Genomic DNA, 7,189 nt, shown 5'->3' with positions numbered 1-7,189 from the left:
CGCGCAGGCCGCGCGGCGCCAGGCCGCCGCCGTCGCCGCCGCGGTCGCCGAATCCGGCGCCAAGGTCGCGCGGGAGCTGGAGCAGGTCGTCGCCGCGGCCGCGGCCCGGCGCGACGAACTCGTGCGCAGGCGCGGGGAGTGCGCGGCCGCGCTGGAACAGGTGAAGGAACGCGCACGGGCGCTGACCACCCAGCTGGCCCAGCTCACCGACGCCGTGCACCGCGACGAAGTGGCCAAAGCGCAAGCGGCGCTGCGCATCGAGCAGCTCGAGACCACGATCTCCGAGCAGTTCGGTATCGCGCTGGGCGACCTGGTCGCCGAGTACGGTCCCGACGTCCCGCTGCCGCCCTCGGCGCTCGAGATGCAGGAGTACGAGGCGGCCAAGGAGCGTGGCGAGCAGGTCAGCGCACCGCAGCCGATGCCCTACGACCGCGCCTCCCAGGAGCGTCGCGCCAAGCGCGCCGAGAAGGACCTCGCAACGCTGGGCAAGGTGAATCCGCTGGCGCTGGAGGAGTTCGCGGCGCTCGAGGAGCGCTACAACTTCCTCGCCACCCAGCTCGAGGACGTCAAGAACGCGCGCAAGGACCTCCTGGACGTGGTCGCCGAGGTCGACGCGCGCATCCTGCAGGTGTTCACCGAGGCCTACGCCGATGTGGAACGCGAATTCGTCGGCGTCTTCGCCAAACTGTTCCCCGGTGGTGAGGGCAGGCTGGTGCTCACCGACCCCTCCGACATGCTCACCACCGGCATCGAGGTGGAGGCCAGGCCGCCGGGCAAGAAGGTCAAGCGCCTGTCGCTGCTCTCCGGTGGGGAGAAGTCGCTGACCGCGGTCGCGTTGCTGGTGAGCATCTTCCGTGCCCGTCCGTCCCCGTTCTACGTGATGGACGAGGTGGAGGCGGCCCTGGACGACACCAATCTGCGCAGGCTCATCGGCCTGTTCGAGCAGCTGCGGGAGAAGAGCCAGCTGATCGTCATCACCCACCAGAAGCCGACCATGGAGATCGCCGACGCGCTCTACGGCGTGAGCATGCGCGGCGACGGCATCACGCAGGTGATCTCGCAGCGTCTCAACCGGGCCGACGTCGCCGACGCCGATCCGGTGGGCGCGCCCGCCTAGTCCCACTCACCGAGATTGTGAAATTGCAACACATCTGACGTTCCGGCGGCGCTGTTAGCGTGCCGCAGATGAAACGTGTTACCGCATTCGTCGTCGCCGGGCTCGCCTCGGCGGTCCTCGCGCCCCTGCCCGGCGCCGCCGCCGACACGGGGTCGTCCTCGCTGTCGGGTGGTGGATCGTCCAACGGGTCGTCCTCGCTGTCGGGCGACAAGTCCGAGTTGCCGCCCTACGCGCAGTGGATCAGCGAGATCACGCCCGTCGTCGCGGAGGCGAAGGCGTATCTCAGCACGCGTCTGCCCGGCGCGGTCAAGCCCGCGATCGTGTTGGACATCGACAACACCAGCCTGGAGACCACCTACAACACGGGCCTGATCATTCCGGCCATCCAGCCGGTGCTCGGCCTGGCGACCTGGGCGAAGCAGCAGGGCGCCGCGATCATCTTCGTCACCGGCAGGCCCGCGCTGGTCAACGCCTACTCGGAAGCGAACCTGACCTCGGTCGGCTACCCGGTCGACGGGCTGTACGGCAGCGCGCCGACCACCCTGTCGGCGGGCAATGCCGGTCTGGCCGAATACAAGACGGCCAGTCGGGCCGATATCGAGAGCCAGGGCTACACGATCGTCGCCAATATCGGCAACAGCCCCTCGGACCTGTCCGGCGGGCACGCCGAGCGCACGTTCAAGTTCCCGGATTACGACGGAGCATTGAACTGACCTGTCCCGGCGCCGCGTGGGCCACTCCGCTCGGTGCAGGGCCGATGAGCGGGGTGGCTACCGTGGCCCGGCGGGAGAGGTGACGTGGCGGTCCAGCGCGACGAGCGTCGCCGCGAGCCCGATGGCGAGTGCCGCGCTCACGGCGGCCGCTGCCCAGCCGAACCATTCGACCACGGCCGCGCCGAAGGCCGTGCCGAGACTGCCACCCACGAAGTACGTCACCATGTACGCGCTGTTGTAGCGCGCGGGCGAGGCCGGATCGATGGCGAGAACGGTACTTTGATTCGCGACCTGGGCGGCGAAGAGCCCGGCGTCGAACACCGCGAGACAGACGAGCGTCATCGCGGTGCTGGTGAGTGTGCCGCCGAGGCAGAGCGCGGCGGTCGCCGCCACGGCGAGGCCGATCAGGACGACCCGGCGTGGGCCGACGCGGTCGGTCCAGCTCCCCGCGATCCGTGTCGCCGCGATCCCCGACAAACCAGCCAGGGCGTACAGCCCGATCCGCTCCGCCGAGTACGAGAACGGCGGCTCGGCCAGCGCGACCGCGAGTCCGCTCCAGACCGCGCAGAACGCGAAGAACCACAACGCGCCGCGGATCGACGCACTCCGCAGCGTGGCGTCGCGGGCCAGCAGGCCGGGGAGGGAACGCAGCGTCGCGAGGTAGCCGCGTGCGGTCGCGGCCCGTGTGCTCGGCAGCACTGCCAGGCAACCGAGCGCGATCACCGCGCAGGCGGCGGCGAAGGCCAGTTGCGTTCCGCGCCAGCCGATCTCGTCGGCCAGCCACCCGCCGACGATGCGTCCCGCCAGGATTCCGGCGGAGATCCCCGCGGTCACGATCCCGAGAATCGTGGCGCGACGCTCCGGCGGGGCGAGCCGCGCCGCCACCGAACTGAGTGCGGCACCCACCGCCGAACAGGCGCCGACAACCCCCATCACCAGCCCGAGCTGCCACGCGCTGCCGACACCCGCGCACACCGCCGAAGCGGCAGCCAGCAGCCCGAATTGGAGGGCGAGCAATCGCCCGGGCGGAAACCGGTCGACCAGCGGAACCAGAAGCGCGAGCCCGATCAGATACCCGACCGGCCCGCCGGCCAGCGCGAACCCCACCATGGCGACCGTCGCGTCCACCGAGTCCGCGACCTGCGCGATCGCGGGCTGCAACGGATAGACGGCCGCGGTCCCCAGCGCCGCGGCCAGCGACAGGAACAGCACCACGGACCTGCCGAGCGAGCTTCTGGCATTCGTCGTCGCGACGAGTTCAGCATTCACATCGACCGACGGTAGAAAGCCGCCGCCCCGGCCGCTGGCGGGTTCCCGCCACCACCATCACGCCACCGTCCGGCAATGGTCGGCGCGGTCGGGTGGATCGGCGTGACAGTGGCCCGCAGGGGCTCGAGCGACGGGAGTCGAGTCCTCCAGGCGGGCCAGGATTCGGGCTGCGCCGCCCGATGACAGCCATTCGGACAGGCTCGTGAGCCGCGGGTACAGCTCGCGGAGGGCGGGGAGGTCGGCCTGCCAGCCGCCGGATTCGCGGATCAGGCGCCAGGTGTTGCCCAGATGCGGGCCGATCGCTTCGGCTTCGGCCTCGGTCACCTCGCGATAGCGGATCGTTCGGCCGGTGGCCGTGCTGATGGCCGCGGCGGCGTCGACGGGGGTGATGGCGTCGCCCGCCAGTTCCAGCGCGCGGCCGTGCCAGCTCTCGGGGTCGGCCAGGGCCAGTGCGGCGAAAACGGCGATGTCGGCGAGGGCGATCATCTGCAGCGGGCGGTCGGCGGGGAACAGGTGTGGGTGCTCGCCGTTCGCGCGGACGCCGTCGACGGGCGAGCCCTCCAGCAGGTAGTTCTCCATGAAGCGGACCGGCCGCAGCAGGGTGTAGCGCAGGCCGGAGGCGTGGATGGCGTCCTCGATCCGCCGCTTGCCGTCCTGGCCCCACGAGTCGGCAGGGCCCATGGTGGCGATCCCGGAGAAGACGATCTGCTCGACGCCCGTCGCGCGGGCGGCGTCGAGCATGGCGATGCCGCGCCGCGCCTCGTCCTCGGCGGTCCAGCCGGTGCTCCGGTATTCGGCTGGTGGGATGAGGAATACGGCTCGGGTGCCCGCGGCGGCGGTGCGCAGCGAGGCGGGGTCGTCGAAATCTCCGATCGCCAGGCGCGCGCCCGCCTCGGCCAGCGCGCGTGCCGCGGGCGCTGCCGGGTCGCGGACGAGGGCGCGGACCGGATGGCCCTCGGCGAGCAGTTTCCGGGCGGTGGCGCCGCCCTGTTTCCCGGTCGCGCCGGTGATCAGGACGGGCAGTGCTGATGACATGTGGATGAGCTCCGTTTCGTTCCCTACAATCGGGTCGGTTGACCCGTATCCCGGACCGTACGGCCGGGTCGACCCGATCGACCAGGCGTGGTGCGGGAAGGGCGTAACGAAATGACTGTCGACGGCGGCGCGATCAGGGCCGACGCCCGGCGCAACCGGGCCCTCGTACTGGCCGCCGCGCAGCGGGCACTCGCCGAGCGCGGCACCGCGGTCTCACTCGCCGAGGTGGCCCGGCGGGCCGGGGTCGGCGCCGGCACCGTCCACCGGCACTTCCCGACGAAAACCGCCCTCCTGGAAGCGGTGATGCAGCAGCGGGTCGACCGCCTCGCCGCGCTGGCCGCCGAGCGCCTCGCCGACCCGGACCCCGGCGCCGCCTTCTTCGCGCTGTGCACGCACGTCATCGTGACCACCCCCGGCAACAAGGACCTGTGTGACCTGGTGCAGTCCGACGACGGCTGGCCGCGGGCTTTGCTGCGCGGCGCGGGGAACCGCTTCCATCGCGCCCTCGGGGCTTTGCTCTCGGCGGCCCAGCGTCAGGGCTCGGTGCGCCCCGATGTGACCGTCACCGAGGTGCTCGAGCTGTTCACCGGATGTGTTGCGATCCAACGACTCCGGCCCGCGGGCAGCCCACCCGCACCTGCCGTCGTCCTCATCCTGGAGGCCCTGCGCGCCCGCCCGAGGTCCGTGACGGAACCCGCTCGGGCAGACCGTGACGAAACCCCTGGCCGTGACGAAAGCCCGCCGACGTCGACCTGTCCCGTCTGCGCCCGCCCCGTGTACCGATCCGCCACCGGCAGACCCGCCCGCTACTGCTCACCCGCCTGCCGGCAGAAGGCCCACCGCCGACGGCGCCCCACACCTACAGCAGATCGCTGACGTCGTCCGGGACGTCCACCGCGTATTTGCGGAGGATGTCCATGGAGATGACCTCCAGCGCGTTCTCATGGGTCGCGGCCAGCACGACCGGGGCGGCGACGCCGTCCTCGTGGGCGTGCAGCCAGCGCACGGCGACCACGCACCAGCGATCGCCCGGTTGCAGGCCGGGGAAATTGTTCTCGGGTCGCGGGGTACTGAGGTCGTTGCCGATGGATGCCTGATGCTCCAGGAATTCCGCCGTCACGACGGTGCACACGGTGTGGCTGCCGAGATCCTCCGGACCGGTGCTGCAGCAGCCGTCCCGGTAGAAGCCCGTGAGAGGATCGGTGCCGCACTCTTCCAGCGGCCCCCCAAGCACGTTTCGATCGGTCACGTCGCCGATCCTATGGGTCGAGCGCCAGAAGTTCCGCAGGACAACGAATCTGTAGTGTTTCCCCGGCGCGCCGAGTCGCCGCCGATTCGCCCGTCGACCCGCCGCGCCGACGCCGCCGACGTGCCGTGATGCGCTGACCAAATAGACTCGGCCGGGTGAGTTCGCAAGCGTGGATCCTGATCGCCGCGATCGCCGCCGTTGTGTTGGTGGCGCTCGTCGCGGGTTTCGTCCTGTACAAGCGGCGCCAGATCTCCTTGGCCCCGCCAGAGCCGGACAAGGAGCTGACGGACCGGTCCGGTGGATACACCGCCTCCGGTGGGTTCAGTTTCAGTCAGGGTGGGTCGGCGGCCACGGTGCCGCGCCCCGATCCGGTCGTCGAACGCACCGATGACGAGGGTCAGCCGCATGTCGGCGACGACGCCGCCGTCCCACGTGACGCCCCCAGACGCGGCATCACCGATGTCCCGCTGCCCGAGGCCGATGTGCAGGCCGCCGAGTCCGTGGTCGTCCCCGACGACCTGAGCACGCTCGACACCGAGACCGCGCCCACCGAGACCGCGCCTACCGACACCACCCCGTCCGAGACGGCACCGGCCGAGGCGGAGCCCGCCGAGGCCGAGCCGGCGGAGACCGCTCCCGCCGACACCGCGCCCACCGAGACCGCTCCGGCCGAGACAGCCCCCACCGAAGCCGACGCCGTCGCCACCGAGATCGAGCACATCGATCCCACCACCGGCCGCCTCGAACGCCTGCGCGGCCGCTTGTCGCGCTCCCAGAACGCCGTCGGCAAGAGCCTGCTCGGCCTGCTCGGCGGCGGCGACCTCGACGAGGACTCGTGGGAGGAGATCGAGGACACCCTCGTCCTCGCCGACATCGGCACCGCCAGCACCGCCAAGATCGTCCAGCGCCTGCGCGAGGAGATGGCTTCGCGCAGCGTCCGCACCCCGGAGCAGGCCCGCACCACCCTGCGTGACGTGCTGATCGAGGCGCTGCGCCCCGAGCTGGACCGTTCGATCCACGCGCTGCCGCACGCCGATCACCCGGCGATCCTGCTGGTCGTGGGCGTCAACGGCACGGGCAAGACCACCACCACCGGCAAGCTGGCCCGCGTGCTCGTCGCCGACGGGCGCCGGGTGCTGCTCGGCGCGGCCGACACCTTCCGCGCCGCGGCCGCCGATCAGCTGCAGACCTGGGGCGAGCGCGTCGGCGCCGAGACCGTGCGCGGCAAGGAGGCCGCCGACCCGGCCGCCGTCGCCTTCGACGCCGTCACCGCGGGCATCGACCGCGGTGTCGACGCCGTCCTCATCGACACCGCGGGCCGCCTGCACACCAAGACCGGCCTGATGGACGAGCTGGGCAAGGTCAAGCGCGTGGTGGAGAAGAAGGCCGAGGTCGACGAAGTCCTGCTGGTCCTGGACTCCACCGTCGGCCAGAACGGCCTGATGCAGGCCAGGGTGTTCGCCGACGTCGTCGACATCACCGGCGTGGTGCTGACGAAGCTGGACGGCACCGCCAAGGGCGGCATCGTCTTCCAGGTACAGCACGAACTCGGCGTGCCGGTGAAGCTGGTCGGCCTCGGCGAGGGCGCCGACGACCTGGCGCCGTTCGAACCGGGCGCGTTCGTCGACGCGCTGCTCGGCGGCGCGCAGCAGTAGAACGACCTACGGTGCCCCCCCCCAACCCCCCCGCGGGGGGGGCCCCGAAGTTTTAGCGGGCAAACCCCCCCACGCCCCCGCAAACCCCCCCCCCCCCACCGGGGGCCCAAAAAAAGGGGGATAACCCGGAAAAAGGGTAGCAACACCAACA

The 7,189-nt window shown here is 71.3% G+C and carries 7 protein-coding genes; 4 read left to right on the top strand and 3 right to left on the bottom strand.

Annotated features, from left to right (window positions below; all coding sequences use genetic code 11):
* Together QH270_RS04470 and QH270_RS04465 are read left to right on the top strand one after the other, a co-directional pair.
* Positions 1 to 1,117: AAA family ATPase (locus tag QH270_RS04470; protein ID WP_280339032.1), on the top strand; the 1,117-nt coding region annotated here is incomplete at its 5' end.
* A gap of 68 nt (positions 1,118 to 1,185) precedes the next feature.
* Positions 1,186 to 1,830, top strand: coding sequence for an HAD family acid phosphatase (locus QH270_RS04465; protein ID WP_280339030.1), 645 nt, complete (start codon positions 1,186 to 1,188; stop codon positions 1,828 to 1,830).
* A 57-nt stretch (positions 1,831 to 1,887) separates the two neighbouring features.
* On the opposite strand, the gene QH270_RS04460 is transcribed toward QH270_RS04465, so the two are convergent.
* Together QH270_RS04460 and QH270_RS04455 are read right to left on the bottom strand one after the other, a co-directional pair.
* Positions 1,888 to 3,099 (bottom strand): MFS transporter, encoded by a 1,212-nt coding sequence (locus QH270_RS04460; RefSeq protein ID WP_280339028.1) that lies wholly within the window; start codon positions 3,097 to 3,099, stop codon positions 1,888 to 1,890.
* 57 nt (positions 3,100 to 3,156) lie between these two features.
* Positions 3,157 to 4,134, bottom strand: a complete 978-nt coding sequence (locus QH270_RS04455; RefSeq protein ID WP_280339027.1) for an NmrA/HSCARG family protein — start codon at positions 4,132 to 4,134, stop codon at positions 3,157 to 3,159.
* Between the two features lie 111 nt (positions 4,135 to 4,245).
* On the opposite strand from QH270_RS04455, the gene QH270_RS04450 reads away from it, so the two are divergent.
* Positions 4,246 to 5,010, top strand: coding sequence for a TetR/AcrR family transcriptional regulator (locus tag QH270_RS04450; RefSeq protein ID WP_280339026.1), 765 nt, complete (start codon positions 4,246 to 4,248; stop codon positions 5,008 to 5,010).
* Here the strand turns inward: QH270_RS04450 and QH270_RS04445 are convergent.
* Positions 4,994 to 5,383, bottom strand: a complete 390-nt coding sequence (locus QH270_RS04445) for a DUF2237 family protein (protein ID WP_019048221.1) — start codon at positions 5,381 to 5,383, stop codon at positions 4,994 to 4,996. The two genes, QH270_RS04450 and QH270_RS04445, sit on opposite strands and share 17 nt — an antisense overlap.
* Positions 5,384 to 5,538: 155 nt before the next feature.
* On the opposite strand from QH270_RS04445, the gene ftsY reads away from it, so the two are divergent.
* Positions 5,539 to 7,038, top strand: coding sequence for a signal recognition particle-docking protein FtsY (gene ftsY / locus QH270_RS04440; RefSeq protein WP_280339025.1), 1,500 nt, complete (start codon positions 5,539 to 5,541; stop codon positions 7,036 to 7,038).
* Positions 7,039 to 7,189: the final 151 nt, after the last annotated feature.

Origin of the sequence: Nocardia neocaledoniensis, assembly GCF_029868625.1 — a bacterium.
Classification (GTDB): domain Bacteria; phylum Actinomycetota; class Actinomycetes; order Mycobacteriales; family Mycobacteriaceae; genus Nocardia; species Nocardia neocaledoniensis_A.
This window is presented reverse-complemented; position numbering and strand designations above follow the sequence as displayed.